Source organism: Deinococcus peraridilitoris DSM 19664, from assembly GCF_000317835.1.
GTDB classification, from domain to species: domain Bacteria; phylum Deinococcota; class Deinococci; order Deinococcales; family Deinococcaceae; genus Deinococcus_A; species Deinococcus_A peraridilitoris.
In genome coordinates this window covers 1,160,649-1,177,682 of record NC_019793.1, presented here as the reverse complement: position 1 = coordinate 1,177,682, position 17,034 = coordinate 1,160,649, and the positions used below count along the sequence as shown (strand labels likewise).

Sequence of the window (17,034 nt, the reverse complement as noted above, 5' to 3'; positions counted from 1 at the left end):
TCACTGCAGTCTCCTGCAGTCTCCGGCGAGGGCGTCGAGAAGCTGCAGTTCGTCCTGGGTGAGACGCACGTACCCGAGTAGGGTGAGGCGGCCGAGCGGCGCAATGGTGTGCGCGGCGACCGCGAGGACTTCCGCGCCATCCACCAACCCGCGTTCCCGCAAAAGACGACGGTACTGGCGGGTGACGCGCGCCACACGTCGTACCTGAGCCGCCTGGTCCGCCGTGAGTGTCGCGAGGTCCGCTTGAACACGGAGCAGTTCACGAACCGCGGCTCCGTACGACCTCGCGGTTGCCACGGGATGAGCGGGATTGAGTTCCTCTCTCACTGCCTGGCTGAGGAGGCGGTGGGCCAGGACGGGTGAAGCGACTTCGAGCTGCTGGGTGGCGAGGTGTTCACGGGCGATGCCCGACAGGGGCCGAGCCACACCACCATACCGGGCTGCCGCTCGGCGGTTGAGGGCCACCAGCGTTCCTCCCACGCGTTCCGGAGCGGCAGTGGTGAGGTGGGCCGTACGACGCTGTATGGGAAGCTCCTCGCGAATGATGCTTCAGTGTAATGATTCAGCTTCCGACACGGGTTAGAGCGTTGACGAGCCGACCACGGCTGGGTGAATTTGACCTCCGAGAAATATTACCCAGCGATGTTATGTGACGATGGTGACGTAACCGCCTGCTTTGGCGGACGCGCCAGGCCACTCCGGGGAAAGCAGCATCCCGAACATGCTCCGGAAGTAGGTGGGGTGGAAGTTCCCGTTCACGCGTCCGCACACGTCAGGCGGCCTCCACGACTTCACCGAGACACAGACTGACGGCGGCAAACACGACATTGCGCGGTTGTGCCCATGGACCGGTGATGCGGACGCGCGTGCGTTTCCAGTACTCGTCGTCGCTGATTTCCTCGAAAAGCACCTGCACATCCTCACCGAGCGCCGTCTGGATGGACTCGACGAGGTGCTGTTCGGCCTGAACGCGCTCGCTCAGGTCACGTGTCGGGGCGTAGCGGATCGAGACGAGCCGGGGACGCTTCATGACTTATAGTAAACGCCTTTGTAAATTTCGGATAGAGCAGAATCGGCGCATTCTTTCATCCAGGCGATCGGGCGACTGTCAGCCTGAAGCGGGATGCAGCCTCCCGCTGGTACACCGCTGGTATCCCGTGACGCTGCATGACACGGAGGAGTGGCTAGCGGCGCGACTGATGCACGTCGAGGGTCGAGGAACCCTGCAGAGAAGTGCACGTCCTGCACATCAAGTACCCGGGCGTGATTCAATAAAGTGCGGGCCCTGGCGTTGTGAATCGACGTGCTAGCCGGGCTGACACGCGAGGCGTGCCGGAAACCATAGAACCGAAGACCGCCTTAGCCAGAGGAGCCGCGCATCGGGGCGGCTCCTCTGGCTGGTCTCGGCCTTATAGGGTGGAAGACCCGGGCCGCGTCCGCTAATTTTCACTTGGCTGCGCTCTGTAGGCCTTATTCTTAAAGGGATGAGAAAGATAAACTTGGTCGTTGGTGCAGTCACCATTTCCGCCCTTCTTAGCGCGTGCGGAATGACCTCTTTAGGGCCACAGGTTTTGGTCGGCGCTACCATGTCAGACGCAAGTAGCAGCGTGACCGTCCAAGGACAAGTGCAAAAGGACCCTCAGGGCAATATCACGGGTACAAAGTACACGATTGGTCCGGCAGGAACGGTCAGCTTCGTGTTCAACGCGCGTCCAGGGTCACAAGCAGCTTATATCCTCGGCTACGAGATTATCCGGGATGTGGTCGATGGTGTGAACATGGCGACCACCCCTCCCCGCCGGGAAACAGGCATGAACACATATGTTGCGAGTGGATATGCTTGTGCACGTGTTAGCGGTGGAACCCAGTCTTGTGACCTCAACCTCGACAAAGACAGCACCATGGCCAACGGTGCACCAACAGGCGCGCTGAACATTAACTTTGCGGGTGGACTGGCCCAAGTCGCAATCGACAAAAAGGGAAGTGTTTCCCGAAGCACCGACTTACGTTTCTTCGGGATCTCGGCCACGAATCAGCCTTTCTCTTTCGACGTGACGGGTATCAATTCGCGAGCAATCTACAGCGAGCAATAGGCTAAAGCCCAAATCTACGCGGAAACAAAGGTAGACCCGGTAAACTGCCGGTCCACCTTTGTTTGATGTTTGAACTAATTAGCGCGTTGCTTGGGAAAATTCTATGGAGACTTCATTTCTGGGGCAACTTGAGTGAGGTGTGCCCGCAAGGTGTAGCTGGTCCCATTCACGGTAAGTGAACCGTTCAGGCCCTCCATACCGGCTGTACCAATTTTGTTTTTGCCGGACATCGTCCCGACCTGCGAATTCGCCTGCTGAATATTCGCTTGCCACCCGATATCGCCGTAGTGGAAACTTGCTTGTGGTTTGAAAAATATCCCGCCCTGCGCGGTGGCGGTACCAGTGAAAGAGTAAATCTGGTCCTCGAGGATCAGCGTTCCGTTGAAACGGTAGTGCTGGGCGTTTTCGTAGGCCGCTGTGCTGGTGATTGTCATTGGCAGCGATGCACGTTCTAGGCCGGTGACAGGTGTAGCTGTTCCAGTGTAACTGCCGTAGAAAGGCATTCCACTGCTGACTTTGAGAGGTTGCGGGGGGCCTGCGCATCCAACGAGGGGCACTCCTGCTAGTAGCGCTATGAGCAATAGCGATGTACGCATGACTGAGCGTACATCGCGGGGCCAGCGTCTACCCCAAGGATGTCGGATACCTCTCCTTAGAGCGTTTGTCGTTATGATTGAGGGATGCGAGGGTACTCGTTGGACTTGCGGGAGCGGATCGTGGCGGCGCACGAAGCAGGACAACGTGCCGCGCAGGTCGCGGCGGTGTTCGGAGTTGCAGAAGCAACGGTGTGGCGCTACCTCTATGCGCACCGTCGGGGTCAGTCGCTCGCAGGTCGTACCTCACCGGGCAAACCCCACCTGATGAAGCCAGAGCAACACGACCTGCTCCGGCAGCAGGTGGAACAGCATCCCGACCGAACCTTGCAGGAGCATGCGGACTTATGGTTCGCGCAGACCGGGGTGCGGGTGAGCTTCAAGACCATGGACCGCATGCTGGAGCGGCTTGGGGTCACCAGAAAAAAAGGCCGTCCGCGCGTGTGAACAGCAGGAAGTCGAGCGGCAGAGCTTTCTTGAGGCTATCGCTGGCTTGAAGCTGAGCGAGCTGGTGTGTCTGGACGAAAGTGGCTTCAATAGCGCCATGACGCGCCGTTATGCTCGTGCTCCTCGTGGTGAGCGTGCTGATGCTCAGGTACCCAGGAATCACGAGAAGAATCTGACCTTGCTGTGTGCCTTGAGTCTGTCCGGCCCTCAGGCGGAACTGGTGATCGAGGGTGCCGTGAACGCTCAAGTCTTCGAGACCTACGTTCGTGAAGTGCTGTGCCCCACCTTGCAGCCAGGACAGACGGGGTTGATGGATAACCTGGCTTCCCATAAAGCGGTTGTCAAAGACATGGATCGGTTTTTGATCCATGTTTTTGACCGAGCGGAGAGCGCGCAGTGCCCGAAACCGCTTTTGGGCACGCTGTCAGCGCGGGGAGCGAGTGACCTTGACCAGGAGCGTTTGGAAGCGGGCAGGCGTCCATAAGGGCGTCCGTTCTGCCCAAGACGCGGGCAGGCGTCCATAAGGGCGTCCGTTCTGCCCAAGACGCGGGCAGGCGTCCATAAGGGCGTCCGTTCTGCCCAAGACGCGGGCAGGCGTCCATAAGGGCGTCCGTTCTGCCCAAGACGCGGGCAGGCGTCCATAAGGGCGTCCGTTCTGCCCAAGACGCGGGCAGGCGTCCATAAGGGCGTCCGTTCTGCCCAAGCGGCCAGGCTTGCTCATGCGAGTCCGTTCTGCCCAAGACGCGGGCAGGCGTCCTCATGGGCGTCCGTTCTGCCCAAGACGCGGGCAGGCGTCCATAAGGGCGTCCGTTCTGCCCAAGACGCGGGCAGGCGTCCATAAGGGCGTCCGTTCTGCCCAAGCGGCCAGGCTTGCTCATGCGAGTCCGTTCTGCCCAAGACGCGGGCAGGCGTCCTCATGGGCGTCCGTTCTGCCCAAGACGCGGGCAGGCGTCCTCATGGGCGTCCGTTCTGCCCAAGACGCGGGCAGGCGTCCTCATGGGCGTCCGTTCTGCCCAAGACAATGGCATTGATGGAGTGTCTTCCTCCAAGGGTGGAATGGACAAACGCTCTAAGCGGGAAAACATTCGCCATTTGATCGAGGCCAGGGGCTGTCAGCTGATCTACCTGCCCCCTACAGTCCGGACTTCAACCTGATTGAGATGCTGTTCTCCAAGCTCAAAGCTTTGCTCAGGGGCTGGGCTGCCAGATCTGCTGATGCGGTCATCGCTGCTCTGGGCAAAGCTCTTGCCGCCGTCACGCCAGCTGACATTCTCGGCTGGTTCTCTCACGCCTTACCCCATCAATCAATATGACAAACGCTCTAGAGGACTGGAATAATGCTGCGAAAGTCGTTATTAAACGTCTCAACGGTAAAGTAGAGGCTGCCATGCGAAGCGAAGCTCGACACAATGAAGCTGCATTTGACGACCTACTCCAGGAGACGCGTGTGCTGCTCGCGGGCGCACAGGTACTCACCGCTTTCCTGGTCGTGCTCCCGTTCAGCGCGGCCTTCAGTGACCTGATCCTCCAGGAGAAGTGGGCGTACGTCGCCACTTTCGTGTGCTCACTGACCAGCCTGGTGTTTTTCAGTTCGCCCGCGGTGCACCACCGGCTGATGTGGCCTGTTCGTGCACGCGAGGACTTCAAGGGTTTCGAGACTCGCATGCTGGTGATCGGGCTGGTGCCATTGTCTCTTGCTTGGATTCTCGCGACGCACCTGGTGATGTTCATGGTGCTGGGCGAACCCTGGTCGTGGTGGGTGACCGGGTTGATGGCTGCCCTGCTGATCAGCATGTGGTGGGTGCTGCCTTGGGTGTGGGGCCGTCGCCGTGGGGACGAGTCGTGATCCCAGCCGTTCCCTGACATTGCAGCTGTGATAAAGGTCTGGCAGCGTTCCATTTCATCCTCTGGGCAATAACCTCTCTTGAGCGGCGTTCAGCACAGCACGCTCTGCCACCCTAATCCACTCCTGAGCCTCCTTGCGCGCCTGCATCAGTTGCCCGCGAAAATACACCGCTCATTCTCCCGGCAGTCGTTTGAGCGGGCCAGCTCCGCCTTGGAGACGGCCTCGTTCGCATTCGCGTACTCACGCAGTGTTGCGCGGAGCTGCTGCAGTTCCTCGGCCTGCATCTCAATGAGCCACTGCGCCTCGCGTAGAACGGTAAATGTGTACGGACTGCAGCCCCGACCCAACCCAGACTCGGGCAGGCTAAACGACCGTATTCCCGCGGTCTGTGCCCGCTCAGCCTGCCAGCACCTCGTCGAGCGAAAGCGCATGCCCAGTCTTACGCAGCACCTCGCCCACCACCCCTGCGGGCGGAGCACCACGCCACAGGGGACGTGCAACGAGCAGTTCACCGTCTGCTCCGATGGAGACAAAGCGTAGCTGACCGTCCTCGTTTCGCCAGTCGAACCACACGCCACAGGCGTCCAGACCGCGCAGCAACAGCGCGTCTGTATAGGCTACGTACCGGCCGCGCCACTCCTTGTTCAGTTCCTCGATATTGTGCGTCATACCTTAACGTAGCGAAGTCTGACTTACAGTGGCCTGACAGCAGAGCAGTGACTGCCTGAAAGCTGGCAGAGGAAGCACTTTCCCGGGCTGACCTTTCCTTGACACAAGCGCGCCAACATGACGGCGATGAAGAAGATTCTTGCTCTGGGACTGACCGCCGTGACCAGCACGGCGTTCGCGGTAAACCTCACGGGTGCGGGCGCTACCTTCCCTTACCCGCTCTACTCGAAGATGTTTAATGAGTGGAACAAAATCAGCAGCGACGACGTGAACTACCAGTCGATCGGCTCGGGCGGCGGACAGCGCCAGATTCTGGAGCGCACGGTGGACTTTGGCGCCACCGACGGCCCGATGAACGACGAGGATCTCAAGAAGGCCTCTGGCAAGATTCTGCACATCCCGATCACACTCGGTGCAGTCGTGCCGACCTACAACCTGCCCGGTGTGAACACCCAGCTCAAGTTCACGGGCAAGGTGCTGGCCGACATCTACCTCGGCAAGATCAGGACCTGGAATGACCCTGCCATCACCAAGCTCAACGCCGGCGTCACCCTGCCCCCGCTGCCCATCACGGTCGTGCGTCGCAGTGACGGCAGCGGCACCACCTTCGTGTGGGTGGATTACCTCTCGAGCGTCAGCAGCGAGTGGAAGAGCAAGGTCGGTACCGCGACCACCGTGCAGTGGCCCGTCGGTATCGGCGGTAAGGGCAACGAAGGTGTGGCGGGCATCGTGAAGAGCACTCCGGGTGCCATCGGTTACAACGAACTGGTCTACGCCCTGCAGAACAAGATCGCGTACGGGGCCGTGCAGAACAAAGCAGGACAGTTCGTGGTGGCGAGCCCCAAGACCGTCACCGAAGCGGCGGGCTCCAAGGTCGTGCCTGCCGATACGCGCGTCAGCCTCGTGAACTCTGCCAAGGGATACCCGATCTCCAGCTTCACCTGGGTGCTGGTGTACGCCGACCAGAAGTACGGCAACCGTACTGAAGCGCAGGCCTCGGCCCTCAAGAAGATGCTGGGCTGGATGGTCACCGACGGCCAGAAGTACGCCGAGCCACTCGATTACGCCGGTCTGCCCGGCAACGCCGCGACGCGTGCCAAGGCGATCATCGCTTCGATCACCTACGACGGCAAAGCACTCAAATAAACAAGTCGGGTGGTGGGCCGGGTGAGCAATCACCCGGCTTGTTTGTTGTCGCTGACAACGCTCTCAGGGTGCTGTCAGCCTCAGCTGACGTTTCCATGACACAACCAGGGTGAACTGTTCAGGACACCGCGGAGGTGTGCTTTCGCATGACCAAAATCACTCCCGTCCGTCCCAACAAGAAAAGCGTTTCCTCGCGTGGCGACGGAACTTATCGCGCGCTGGTGCTCGGTCTGGCCCTGACCATCGTGGCCATCTTCGCCATTTCGGTCTACGAACTGGCTTCGTCGAGTTTGCTGTCCATTCGGGAGTTTGGTTGGCGCTTTCTGGTGGACGTCGTGTGGAACCCGGTGACCGGGCGCTTCGGCGCGTTGAACTTCATCGTCGGGACGATTCTCACGAGCGTCATTGCCCTGATCATCGCCGTACCGCTCGCCATCGGCGGGGCCATCTTCGTGACCGAGTACGCTCCCCGCTGGATTGCCGAGCCGGTCAGTTACCTGGTCGAGCTGCTGGCGGCGATTCCCAGCGTCATCTACGGATTATGGGCCGTGTTCGTGCTGGTGCCCATGGTCCGCAGCGCCGAACTGTGGATTTTCTATCAGCCGTGGATCGTGCAGAATCCGCTGCTCAAATGGCTGGTGCCGTCGGCACCCACAGGATTTGGTCTGATGACCGCCAGCCTGATTCTGGCGGTGATGGTGATTCCCTACACCGCGTCGGTGTCGCGTGACGTGATCCGGCTGGTGCCTGCTGATCAGCGGGAAGCGATGTATGCGCTGGGCGCCACCAAATGGGAAGTGATTCGCGGCGCGATCCTGCCCTTCGCGCGCGCTGGCATCTTCGGTGGGGTGATTCTGTCGCTGGGACGCGCCCTGGGGGAAACCATGGCCGTGACCATGGTGATCGGCAACACCCCGTCGTTGCCCGGAAGCATCTGGGACTCCACGGCGACCATGTCGTCGGTGATCGCCAACGAGTTCACCGAGGCCGTCGAGGACCTGCACCTTTCCAGCTTGATCGAGGTGGGCCTGCTGCTCTTTGCGATCAGCGTCATCATCAACTACCTGGCGCGCCTGATCATCGCGCGTCTGACTCCGAAAGGCACCCACTGATGGCCCTGGCCCAACGGCGAGCTTCACTCGATCTGTCGCGCAACCGCCGCGCACGCCAGGTCAAGAACATCATCGCGGCCGGTTTGATCGGTCTGGCGACCCTGGTGATCCTGATTCCGCTGTTTGCCATCCTGTGGTATCTGATCTCGAACGGGATTCAGGCCATCAACCTGGACTTCTTTACCCAGGACCCGGTGCCCGTGGGAGAAGCGGGCGGCGGATTGCGCAACGCCATCGTCGGCACGTTGCTGCTGCTGGCCATCGCCTCGGTGATCGGGGTGATCATCGGCGTGGCAGGCGGCATTTTCCTGGCAGAGTTTCCGCGCCATCCGCTCGTTCCCACCGTGCGCCTCGTGAGCGACGTGCTGTCGGGCGTGCCGGCCATCGTGATGGGTCTGGTGGCGTACGGTCTGGTGGTGATCGCCATGCGCCAGTTCAGCGCCCTCTCGGGCGGCATCGCGCTGGGCCTGCTGATGATTCCCATCGTCGTGCGCACCACCGAGGAAGTGCTGAAGCTGGTCCCGCTCAGCGTGCGCGAGGCCGGCATGAGCCTCGGGTTGCCGCAATGGCGCGTGACGTGGTCGATTGTGCTGCCGTCGGCGACGGGTGGAATCATTACGGGCGTGATGCTGGCCGTCGCGCGCGTGGCCGGTGAAGCGGCGCCCCTGCTGTTCACTGCCTTTGGCAATCCGCGTCTCAGTGTCGACCCGCTGCAACCGGTGTCGGCGTTGCCGCTGGCGATTTTCACGTATGTCGTGAGCCCGTACGAAGAGTGGCACCGTCTGGCCAACGCCGCCGCGTTGGTGCTGGTGCTGCTGATTTTCGTGACGACCCTGCTGGCCCGCTGGGCTACCCGTCGCCGCTTTTAAGGAGAGTTGATTTCCGATGACCATGAATCAGGAAAGAATCCAGGGTGCCCCGACCGGTGCGTCCGTGCTCAGTGTGCAGGACGTGAGCATCTACTACGGCAGCAATCGCGCCGTGAAGAACGTCAGCATGGAAGTCCTGCCCAACTCGGTCAACGCCCTGATCGGCCCTTCCGGCTGCGGCAAGACGACCTTTCTGCGCGCCATCAACCGCATGCACGACCTTACCCCGAGCGCCCGCGTCGAGGGACGGATTCTGCTCGACGGCGAGGACATCTACGGCGACGTGGACCCGGTGGCCATCCGGCGCCGTGTGGGCATGGTGTTTCAGAAACCCAATCCCTTTCCGACCATGAGCGTGCTCGACAACGTGGTGTCCGGCCTCAAGCTGGCCGGAATCCGTGACCGGAGGATCCTGCTGGAGACGGCCGAGCGTTCGCTGCGCCAGGCTGCCCTGTGGGATGAAGTCAAGGACCGCCTGAACAGCCCGGCCACCGGACTTTCGGGTGGGCAGCAGCAGCGGCTGTGCATCGCGCGCGCGCTCGCCGTCGAACCGGAAATCCTCTTGATGGACGAGCCGACCAGCGCCCTCGATCCACAATCGACTGCGCGCATCGAAGACCTGATGGGGGACCTGAAAAAAGTCACCACCATCATGATCGTCACGCACAACATGCAGCAGGCGGCTCGGGTCAGCGATACCACCAGCTTTTTCCTGAATGGTGACATGGTCGAGCGTGGTCCCACCGACGCGGTCTTTACCAGTCCCAGTGACGAACGGACCGAGGCGTACGTCACGGGCCGCTTCGGTTGAGGAGCGGGGCGATCACATGACCCGCAGTGCGTTCGACTCCAGCCTGCTAGGCCTGACTGCCTCGTTCCTGCGAATGCAGAGCCTGGGTCTCGAGCAGCTGGCCCTGTTGCGTGAAGCCCTGCAGTCCGGGCGTATGATGAATCTGCTGGACCGCGTCAAGGCGCTCGACCTGGAAATCGACCAGCTGGAAGTCGATCTGGAAGCGGAGTTGCTCTTGCTGATCGCCAGGCACCAGCCGGTCGCAGGCGATCTGCGCTTCGTGATGATGCTGCTCAAGAGCCTGACGGATCTGGAACGTGCCGGAGATTATGCGGTTCATATTGCGCGCGATCTGGAGGTTCTCAGTGCGCAGGTGGCGTGGTCTCATCCCGGCGACCTGCTGCCGCTGCTTTCGCACCTGACCGGCATGCTCGAAAAGCTGGCGTACGCCTTTGCCGAGCGTGACCTCCCCGCTGCGCAGGAGGTCCAGCGGCTGGATCAGCAGGTAGACGCACTCTACGAGCAGTTTCAGCGTTCGACGCTGACCCGCATGCTCGAGGATTCCCGTTCGCTGGGTGCCGGTTTGCGCGCCACCAGCCTGGCGCGCAGCATCGAGCGGCACGGGGACCACCTGGTCAACGTCGCCGAGCGGATCGAGACCTGGTTGGCCAACACCCGCTGAGCGGGCCACGGGCGCGGTCACGACCAGGCGGGCAGAACGCGGTAAAATGGTGGCGTGAAGCTTTGCCTGTTGCTCGGGCTGACCCTGCTGGGCAGCGCTGAGGCCCTGTTGCTGCCCTTGACCCGGCCCAAGGGCCAGGCGGTCGCGCAATCGGCCTCGCTGAAAATCTGGGTGGACGCGCCGCTGCGTCTGAGTATGCAGGACCCCAGCTACACTGTCAAAAAGGTCTCCGTGTCTGCCCGGGCACGTGAAAACGGCCAGCGCTGCAAACCCGGTTCTTTTGAATTTCTGCAGTGGGATTCGTCCAAGCCCATCAACTCGCTCGGCCGCAACAATGATTTCAAGAAGCATCAGGCCAGCTTTCTCACAGGAGCCCGTAAGGCAGGCTGGAATGTCAGGCTCGTCCGGAGCAGACAGGTCTGGCAGCACTACACCTTCACCCGCAACAAGCAGACTTATTTCGCATTGTTGTCCGATCCCAAAACGTTTCCGGCGTCCTATCAGGCGCTCATTTGCCGCACGCGCTGAGCGCGCGATTGCCGCCGCTTCAGACCGGGTGGGCGGGCGGCAGATGAACGGTGTGGCCGGCAGCGCGCAACGCCCGCACGGCGTGTGCGAAGTGGGATGACTGTACCAGCACGTAATCGGTGTCGAAGGTGGAGAGTGCGAAGATGCCGATTTCCGCCTGCGCGAGTGGTGTGAGCACGGATGCCAGAATGCCGGTCAAGGCGAAATCGAATGGCCCCTCCAGCTCCAGCGCGCGCCAGGGGCCTTCGGCACGCACGCCTGGGGGCACCAGCGCAGCCTCGCAGGTCAGTGAAAGTTCCCGGCCTGAGCGGCTCAGGCTGAAAAACTCGCCCGCGAGTCCCCACTGCGGCAGCGGATCGTGCGGATTCAGGCGGCAGACGGCAAAGTCACTGGTCAGCGCGGTCATGGTGAGGGACATGGCCTGAGCGTAGAACGTGCGGCCCGTTTGATCCAGCCTCGCCCGCGCAAACGCCGATCCACGTTCTCCTGTAGCCTCGAAGATGGCCGCGAGCGTTGCTCGAAGGCACAGACAGATGGCCCACCCGCGGGTGGGCCGTCTGTTCGGCGGGAGTCAGCTTGTCGGCTGAGACAGGCGTTCGAGCACCAGCTTCGAGACCGCCTTGAGGCTTTCGAAGACGCCCGTACCCTTGTCAGCGCAGGACTCGAACACGGGCAGTTCTCCTTTGGGATCGAGCACCGCGCGAATCATCGACAGCGGCAGCGCGTCGGGCAGGTCACGCTTGTTGACCTGCAGAATCAGCGGCACTTCCTTGAGGCTGATGCCGTGCTCGACCAGATTTTCGCGCAAATTGCGCATGCTCTCGGCGTTGGCGCGCAGGCGGTTGGGGGCACTGTCGGCGACGAACACGATGCCATCCACGCCACGCAGAATCAGCTTGCGGCTGGCGTTGTAAAAAACTTGCCCCGGCACAGTGTAGAGGTGAAAGCGCGTCTTGAAGCCTTGCACGCTGCCGAGGTCGAGCGGCAGAAAGTCGAAGAACAGCGTGCGCTCGTCTTCGGTCGCCAGCGAGACCATGTCACCGCGCAGCGACTCGGGAACCTTGCTGAAGACGTGCTTGAGATTGGTGGTTTTGCCGGACATGCCGGGACCGTAGTAGACGATCTTGCAGTTGATTTCGCGGGCGGCGAAGTTGATGGTGCTCATGCGTCACTCCTGAGGCGACTTGTGAAAGTCGAGGTGGCCGGATATTCCGAGCGGATGAAGGGAACGAGAATTCAGCCGAAGAGATCGTCGAGCAGCGCGCCCGCGTCATCCGAGAAGCCCTGGTTGAACTCGATTTTGGGAGCGTCACCGACCTGCAGCAGCACTTCCGAGAGCAACGTGATGGTCTTCTTGGCGTACAGCTTGACCTTGCCGAGTGGGACGCTGGAGTCGAAGATCAGGACCAGCAGCGCCTTGTCGATGATCGACTCGACGTAGAGCACACCTTTTTCGCCTTGGTGAATCTGCTCGCTGAAGGTACGTTCGCCCAGCATGCTCGCCAATGCACTGGTCGCGGCGGCGTTGCCGGCCACCAGCGTCGCAACCGAATCGAGGGCCGGTGGCCGGGGCGCCCACAGCGCTTCCTTGTGCGAGAGTACGAAGCCCTTGCGGTCCACGAGCAGGCAATAGCGAACGCCAGTGGCGCCCAGCAGATCGGACAGCAGGTTCTCGACCTGGTCAAATGCTTCCCCATAAAGGGCGAGTGAAGGCTCAATCATGTCTTTTTCAGTTTAGCGGCGGACTCTTGCAAAGTTGTCACAGCTGGACGATATGCGCCGCCTTCGCTTCTATCTTCATGTTCTCATTCTTTGTCAGGCGTTGTTTTTTACACTGCCAGTGCATGTCCACTTTAATTTCGAGCATTGCTCTCCTTCATCTTCGCTGCCTCGATCTGTCGTGGATCACGCCGGGGGTCTGAAGTGCGCCGTCTTGCCCTGCTGGCCTTGTTGGCGTTGAGCGCCGCCTCGGCGCGCCCGGTCGCCATCGGCGGTGTCCTCACCAGCCCGCGCATCGAAACCAAAACCATGCCCAGTGGAGCAGAAGGGCTGCCGGTGTGGTTTCTCCCGCGTCTGGGAATCACCACGCTCAATCAGGCCGATGATGTCCGACTTGCGCTGCAAAACCGTGAGCTGCGCTTCACGGCGGCAAGCGGCTGGACGGAAAACGGACAGAGACTTGCCGTCCTGGGCGCGCCCGAACTGGTAGGCGGTTCGGTTCACGTTTCGCTGGGCGTGCTGCGCGCGCTGGGCGTGACAATCCTGGGTGACGCTCCTGAAATCCTCGATTTCGCGCTGACCCCCGTGGCGCAGGGAGCGCCCTTGTCCGTCGCGCCCGCACCTGCTCCCGCCGTGACCGTGACACCCCCACCGTCCCTTCCCGTAACTTCTCCCGTGGTTCCGGCGGCCCCTGTGCGTGTTACTCCCGCCCCACTGCCGGCCGTGCCCACGCTTCCTGCTCCCACCCCCCCGATTTCCGGCGCCGGAGTGCAGACACCACCTGCTGCCGCCCCCACCGCGCAGCTGACGCTGGTGCGCAGCAGCCGCACCCTCAGACGCGCTCAGGAGACCCAGCGGGTGGTGCTGGAACTGAGCGGCAATGCTCCCTACCAGTTATCGCAGGACAAGCGCGGGCTGACGCTGACCTTTCCTGCCGTGACGGCCGAAGCTGACCTGCTCGCCCGCGCGGGCTTTTTGCCCGTGGTTCCCGCGCTGCCTGCCGTACCTGCGGTCACGGCGCCCCTGACGACCGGGGCGCTTTCGCCTTCCGCCGTCCCTGCCCTGCCACTGGTGACCCCCGCGCCACTTGGTCAGAAGCTGCAGTCGGGCGATACCCTGACGCTCACGCGCGCAGCAGGCCAGCTGACCGTACGCCTCGAAACCGGTGATGGAGGCCTCAGCAAAGTCTTCACGCTGGACAATCCCTACCGGGTGGTGATCGACACGGTCACCAACCTCGACCCGAGTGTCACCCCACCTCCCGACCTGGAAGCCCTGCCGCCCGGCGCCGCCCACCGGCAGATCGGCAAGCTGCAGTTGCTGAGCTTCGATTCCAGTCATTTCACCCCTAAAATCGTCACGGCAGGGGTTGGCGCGTCGGCCAGCGTGTTCGACCTGGTCAAGCGGGCCGGGGGCGTGGCCGGTGTGAACGGGGGTTACTTCGACCCCAAGACCAGTTTTCCGGTCGATCTGGTGGCGCAAGGGGGCTTGATGCTCAACTCCAGCCTGGAGCGGCGTGCCACCCTCGGCTTCACCGACGAGGGCGTGCTGTTCGGCTTTCCACGGCCACGGTATATCCTGGCCGGTGGCTGGGGAACCCTGACGGTGAACACCGTACGTCCGCAGCCACACCCGAACTGGGTGACGGCGTTTGTCGGCGACGGTCGCACGGGCGTGGGCGGACCGGGTTTCATCACGCTGTATCTCGACGGTGCCAGTGTGACACGCGCGCTGAGCGGCCCCAGCATTCCACCTGCCGGTCAGATCAGCGTGACCTTCGATCCGGTCCGCTTTCCGCAGCTTCCGCAAGGCGCGGGCGCTCCGCTGCAGCTGGTCCTCAACTGGGCCGCTCCCGGCTGGGATGGCGTGCGCGAGGCGCTGTCCGCCGGGCCGCTGCTGGTCGAAGGCGGCCAGTACGCGCTCGACGCCCTGCGGGAGGGCTTTGATGTCAAGACCAGCGTCTGGCGGCCCACCCGGCAGGTGGCGTTTGCGATGTATGCCGGTCAGCCGACCATCGCTTACTTCGACAACGGCACGCCCGAGGAATTCGCGCGTGCGCTGGTCGGGGTCGGCGTCAGCCGGGCGCTGCGTCTGGACAGCGGTTCGAGTGCGACCGTGTACGTGGCGGGCGGGTACTTCAATACCGTATGGAGCCGGCCGGTCCCCAATGCCATCGTGTTCGTACCCAAGGTGACGGCCACGCTGGGAAGTGGCAAGTAGCACCGGGGCACAAGTCACCCGAAAAGAAAGGGGCCGAAGGCATTTGCCTTCGGCCCCTTTCTTGAAAGGTTCAGGAACGCAGGGCGTAGCCGATGCCACGCACGGTGCGGATGATGCCGTAGCCGTCGAGGTCGCGGAACTTGCCGCGCAAGTTGGCCATGTGCACGTCCACCACGTTGCTGTTGGCGGGCAGGCGGCCTTCCCATACCTCGCGCTCGATTTCTTCGCGCGAGTACACGCGGCCCGGTTGACGGGCGAGCAGCGCCAGCAGATTGAATTCGGTGGGAGACAGGCGCACTTCCTGGCCGTTGTACTTGACCAGGCGTTGCTGCAAGTTCAGCTCCATGCCGTTGACCTCGATCGGAGCCCCGCCGTGCTGACGCAGCTGAACCCCGATGCGGGCGATCAGCTCGCGCGAATCGAAGGGCTTGACCACATAGTCGTCGGCGCCGTCTTCGAGCAGGCTGACTTTCTCATCGGCCGTGTCGCGGGCGGTCATCACGATGATCGGCAGGGTCGAGGTGCGCCGGACGCGTGCGAGCACTTCGGTGCCATCGAAGTCAGGCAGACCCAGATCGAGCAGGATCAGGTCGGGTGCCTGCTCACGCACGGTCACCAGGCCCGTCATGGCGTCGGCGGCGTGCATTACTTCGTAACCGGCATCCTCCAGATCGGAACGCACAAAACGGGCGATATCCGGATCGTCTTCGACAATAAGTACTTTGCGTTTGCTCATTTAGTTCAGGAAAGCACCGCCTGGGCGTTACCTACTGTTCACTTGGTAACCAAGCTAACGATGGATTAAGATCGCTTTCTTGTTGCCCGGATAACTGAACGAGTCGTCCGGGCGCGGAATTTTCACCGGTAAATCGAAGTTTTTCACATCAGGGGCAGTCCGGAGCCTTGGGTTGTGAAGTCCAGCTCAAGGAACGGGGCTGCAGCCTGTCCGTCAGGCGAGCGGTTGTCGACATTGCCGTAAGAAGATTGTGAGAATCGCTGTTGCATGCTGTCTGCAGGAAGAGGAAGTGCTGAACATGTCTGAGACTGCCGCGCGAGACGCGCACCTGCTGGCCCTGACGGGCATCGACCGGATCGATGCGCTGCAGGAAGCCGTGGCTCGCTTGGGTGAATGCGACCGGGTACGGGCGGCCCAGTTGGGCCGCGAAGCTTACATGCTCGCGACGCAAGCAGGTGACGAATTGCGCGCAGCCCGCTGCTTGCTGCTTCTGACAGCGCTTGGTCTGCCGATTGTGCCCGGTGAGGCAACGGACGACGATCTGCGCCGGGCGCTTTCGCATCTGGCGTCCGCCCAACTGCTGTATGACGACCTGACCCGCCAGCTTCACGTCCAGGCCGATCAGCTCGCGCGCAGTACGCAGGAGGACCTGTTGACCGGTCTGGCCAGCCGCCGCGCGTTCTGCGAGACACTGGCGCTGTCCTTCCGGCGGGCCCGCCGGCTGAACTACCCTCTCAGCGTGGCCTTGCTCGATCTCGACGATTTTCGGCGGGTCAACGAGGCCTTTTCCTACGCGGTGGGCGACGAGGTGCTGCGCCGTGTGGCGCAGGTGCTGCGTGAGCAGTGCCGTTCCAAGGACCTGCTGGCGCGCTATGGCGGCGAGGAATTTGCCCTGATGTTGCCCGGAATCGGGGCAGGCGAGGTCGATCACACGGCCGAGCGTTTCCGTCAGGCCGTCGAACAGTACAACTGGTCGATGGTGCGCCCGGGTCTGCGGGTGACCCTCAGCGTGGGGGTATGTAGCGATCTGCCCTCGACCGGACACGAGGGCATGCTGGCACTCGCCGAGGAGAAGCTGCTCGAAGCGAAACAGGCCGGGCGCAACCTCGTGCGGGGCTGAGGTTGCCTGCAAAGCGGCGCTCGGCCTGCCGGGCCGCAGTCTTGAGGGAACGTTGACGTCTTGTGAAGTCCTGAAGCGCATATCATCGATTTTTTCGACGAGGCATCTAGCGTGAAGCATGGACCGGACCGAGGAAAGCCACTGGGTTGATCTGCTCTCCAAGGCACAACAGGAACAGCTTCGCTGGCTGCAGGATCACCGCTGTCTGGTAGAAGCGACACACGCGCCTGCCGATCCGTTGCACGACCTGCCTCCCGGTTTCGTGCTGGAAGTCCTGGTCAACAAGCACGGTGTCGTCAAGATTCGCAGCACTGACCTCGCGCAGGCTTTTGACTATGTGTTCGCGGCAGCCAAGAACCTGTTCGAGTTTGTCGAAGCCTATGATTCGACCTGGCGAGGAGTGGAAAGTACCACGGATTCAGAGGCAAAACGAAAAAAGTGAAGCGGGGGAAATTCACCGCTTC

Annotated in this window: 21 protein-coding genes; 13 read left to right on the top strand and 8 right to left on the bottom strand. The window is 62.0% G+C overall.

The features are described from left to right. Both DEIPE_RS23800 and DEIPE_RS05675 read right to left on the bottom strand, forming a co-directional pair. A complete protein-coding gene (locus tag DEIPE_RS23800; RefSeq protein WP_157448776.1) occupies positions 1-465 on the bottom strand; it encodes a hypothetical protein in 465 nt (154 codons plus the stop codon). Between the two features lie 307 nt (positions 466-772). Next, entirely contained in the window at positions 773-1,030 is a 258-nt protein-coding gene (locus DEIPE_RS05675; RefSeq protein WP_015235027.1) for a hypothetical protein, read from the bottom strand. 454 nt (positions 1,031-1,484) lie between these two features. Between DEIPE_RS05675 and DEIPE_RS23790 the strand changes: the two genes are divergently transcribed. Beyond that, positions 1,485-2,093 (top strand): hypothetical protein, encoded by a 609-nt coding sequence (locus tag DEIPE_RS23790; protein WP_157448775.1) that lies wholly within the window; start codon positions 1,485-1,487, stop codon positions 2,091-2,093. Positions 2,094-2,194: 101 nt separating this feature from the next. Here the strand turns inward: DEIPE_RS23790 and DEIPE_RS05665 are convergent, their stop codons facing one another. Next, on the bottom strand, positions 2,195-2,596 hold the full coding sequence (locus DEIPE_RS05665; RefSeq protein WP_157448774.1) for a hypothetical protein: 402 nt from the start codon (positions 2,594-2,596) through the stop codon (positions 2,195-2,197). Between the two features lie 177 nt (positions 2,597-2,773). Here DEIPE_RS05665 and DEIPE_RS05660 point away from each other — a divergent pair, with 177 nt between their 5' ends. The 3 genes from DEIPE_RS05660 to DEIPE_RS05650 all read left to right on the top strand — a co-directional run bounded on the left by DEIPE_RS05660 (position 2,774) and on the right by DEIPE_RS05650 (position 4,979). Next, entirely contained in the window at positions 2,774-3,133 is a 360-nt protein-coding gene (locus tag DEIPE_RS05660; RefSeq protein WP_041230715.1) for an IS630 transposase-related protein, read from the top strand. Positions 3,134-3,179: 46 nt separating this feature from the next. Further along, positions 3,180-3,617: a transposase gene (locus tag DEIPE_RS05655; protein WP_157448773.1), complete on the top strand. Its 438-nt coding sequence runs from the start codon at positions 3,180-3,182 to the stop codon at positions 3,615-3,617. A 903-nt stretch (positions 3,618-4,520) separates the two neighbouring features. After that, a complete protein-coding gene (locus DEIPE_RS05650; RefSeq protein ID WP_041230714.1) occupies positions 4,521-4,979 on the top strand; it encodes a DUF6328 family protein in 459 nt (152 codons plus the stop codon). Positions 4,980-5,375: 396 nt separating this feature from the next. Here the strand turns inward: DEIPE_RS05650 and DEIPE_RS05645 are convergent, their stop codons facing one another. Then, positions 5,376-5,648 (bottom strand): hypothetical protein, encoded by a 273-nt coding sequence (locus tag DEIPE_RS05645; RefSeq protein ID WP_015235022.1) that lies wholly within the window; start codon positions 5,646-5,648, stop codon positions 5,376-5,378. A gap of 126 nt (positions 5,649-5,774) precedes the next feature. On the opposite strand from DEIPE_RS05645, the gene pstS reads away from it, so the two are divergent. The 6 genes from pstS to DEIPE_RS05615 all read left to right on the top strand — a co-directional run bounded on the left by pstS (position 5,775) and on the right by DEIPE_RS05615 (position 10,775). Then, a complete protein-coding gene (gene pstS, locus DEIPE_RS05640) occupies positions 5,775-6,794 on the top strand; it encodes a phosphate ABC transporter substrate-binding protein PstS (RefSeq protein WP_041230713.1) in 1,020 nt (339 codons plus the stop codon). A gap of 146 nt (positions 6,795-6,940) precedes the next feature. After that, positions 6,941-7,906 (top strand): phosphate ABC transporter permease subunit PstC, encoded by a 966-nt coding sequence (pstC, locus tag DEIPE_RS05635; RefSeq protein WP_015235020.1) that lies wholly within the window; start codon positions 6,941-6,943, stop codon positions 7,904-7,906. Next, a complete protein-coding gene (pstA, locus tag DEIPE_RS05630; protein WP_015235019.1) occupies positions 7,906-8,775 on the top strand; it encodes a phosphate ABC transporter permease PstA in 870 nt (289 codons plus the stop codon). Before pstC ends, pstA begins: the two co-directional genes overlap by 1 nt. A gap of 16 nt (positions 8,776-8,791) precedes the next feature. Continuing rightward, positions 8,792-9,586 (top strand): phosphate ABC transporter ATP-binding protein PstB, encoded by a 795-nt coding sequence (gene pstB / locus DEIPE_RS05625; RefSeq protein WP_015235018.1) that lies wholly within the window; start codon positions 8,792-8,794, stop codon positions 9,584-9,586. Between the two features lie 16 nt (positions 9,587-9,602). Further along, positions 9,603-10,247 (top strand): phosphate signaling complex protein PhoU, encoded by a 645-nt coding sequence (phoU, locus tag DEIPE_RS05620; RefSeq protein ID WP_015235017.1) that lies wholly within the window; start codon positions 9,603-9,605, stop codon positions 10,245-10,247. Positions 10,248-10,355: 108 nt separating this feature from the next. Beyond that, on the top strand, positions 10,356-10,775 hold the full coding sequence (locus tag DEIPE_RS05615; RefSeq protein WP_157448772.1) for a hypothetical protein: 420 nt from the start codon (positions 10,356-10,358) through the stop codon (positions 10,773-10,775). Between the two features lie 19 nt (positions 10,776-10,794). On the opposite strand, the gene DEIPE_RS05610 is transcribed toward DEIPE_RS05615, so the two are convergent. From DEIPE_RS05610 to mglB, 3 genes are all read right to left on the bottom strand, one after another. After that, positions 10,795-11,193, bottom strand: coding sequence for an ACT domain-containing protein (locus tag DEIPE_RS05610; RefSeq protein WP_015235015.1), 399 nt, complete (start codon positions 11,191-11,193; stop codon positions 10,795-10,797). Between the two features lie 153 nt (positions 11,194-11,346). Then, complete coding sequence (gene mglA, locus DEIPE_RS05605) at positions 11,347-11,940, bottom strand: GTPase MglA (RefSeq protein WP_015235014.1); 594 nt, start codon at positions 11,938-11,940, stop codon at positions 11,347-11,349. Between the two features lie 71 nt (positions 11,941-12,011). Next, entirely contained in the window at positions 12,012-12,497 is a 486-nt protein-coding gene (gene mglB / locus DEIPE_RS05600) for a GTPase-activating protein MglB (protein WP_015235013.1), read from the bottom strand. 201 nt (positions 12,498-12,698) lie between these two features. On the opposite strand from mglB, the gene DEIPE_RS05595 reads away from it, so the two are divergent. Next, positions 12,699-14,714: a phosphodiester glycosidase family protein gene (locus tag DEIPE_RS05595; protein ID WP_015235011.1), complete on the top strand. Its 2,016-nt coding sequence runs from the start codon at positions 12,699-12,701 to the stop codon at positions 14,712-14,714. A 70-nt stretch (positions 14,715-14,784) separates the two neighbouring features. Here DEIPE_RS05595 and DEIPE_RS05590 read toward each other — a convergent pair whose 3' ends face one another. Continuing rightward, positions 14,785-15,450, bottom strand: coding sequence for a response regulator transcription factor (locus DEIPE_RS05590; protein ID WP_015235010.1), 666 nt, complete (start codon positions 15,448-15,450; stop codon positions 14,785-14,787). A 298-nt stretch (positions 15,451-15,748) separates the two neighbouring features. Between DEIPE_RS05590 and DEIPE_RS22015 the strand changes: the two genes are divergently transcribed. Beyond that, a complete protein-coding gene (locus DEIPE_RS22015; RefSeq protein WP_015235009.1) occupies positions 15,749-16,570 on the top strand; it encodes a GGDEF domain-containing protein in 822 nt (273 codons plus the stop codon). A gap of 118 nt (positions 16,571-16,688) precedes the next feature. Next, positions 16,689-17,012: a hypothetical protein gene (locus DEIPE_RS05580; RefSeq protein ID WP_015235008.1), complete on the top strand. Its 324-nt coding sequence runs from the start codon at positions 16,689-16,691 to the stop codon at positions 17,010-17,012. The last annotated feature ends 22 nt before the right edge of the window (positions 17,013-17,034 follow it).